Raw genomic sequence first — 385 nt, 5'->3', positions numbered from 1 at the left:
GCAGAAGGACGATCGCTTCGACCTGATCTTCTCGGCGATTCCCAAGAAGAAACTGGGCACCCTGCCGTATGCGGGCAGCAACGATTACCAGGGCCTGCCGGCGTGTCCGCCAGCGTCCAACCTTTCCAGTTGCATGAACGTGACCGGCAACGATTTGCCGCACGCGCCCAACGTGTCGCTCACCGCCATCTACGAGCACGACTTTCACCTGGGCAACGGCGGTCGCCTCACGCCGCGGGTAAGCGCGCAGTACCAGAGTTCGCAATGGCTGAGCTATTTCAATCTTGGCGATGGCGATAAGCAGAAGGCGTATACGCGTGGCGATCTTTCGCTGCGTTACACCGAGCCGGGCGACAAGTGGTGGATCAACGCGTACGTGCAGAAC

1 protein-coding gene is annotated in these 385 nt (G+C 60.3%); it reads left to right on the top strand.

Annotated features, from left to right (window positions below; genetic code table 11):
* The coding region (locus JHD79_RS22645) for a hypothetical protein (RefSeq protein ID WP_199121625.1) at positions 1-385 on the top strand (385 nt) is incomplete at both ends.

This window comes from Pedobacter sp. ASV28, assembly GCF_016428855.1.
Lineage (GTDB): Bacteria > Bacteroidota > Bacteroidia > Sphingobacteriales > Sphingobacteriaceae > Pedobacter.
The sequence above is the reverse complement of the archived record's forward strand: the minus strand, read 5'-3'. Positions and strand labels throughout refer to the sequence as shown.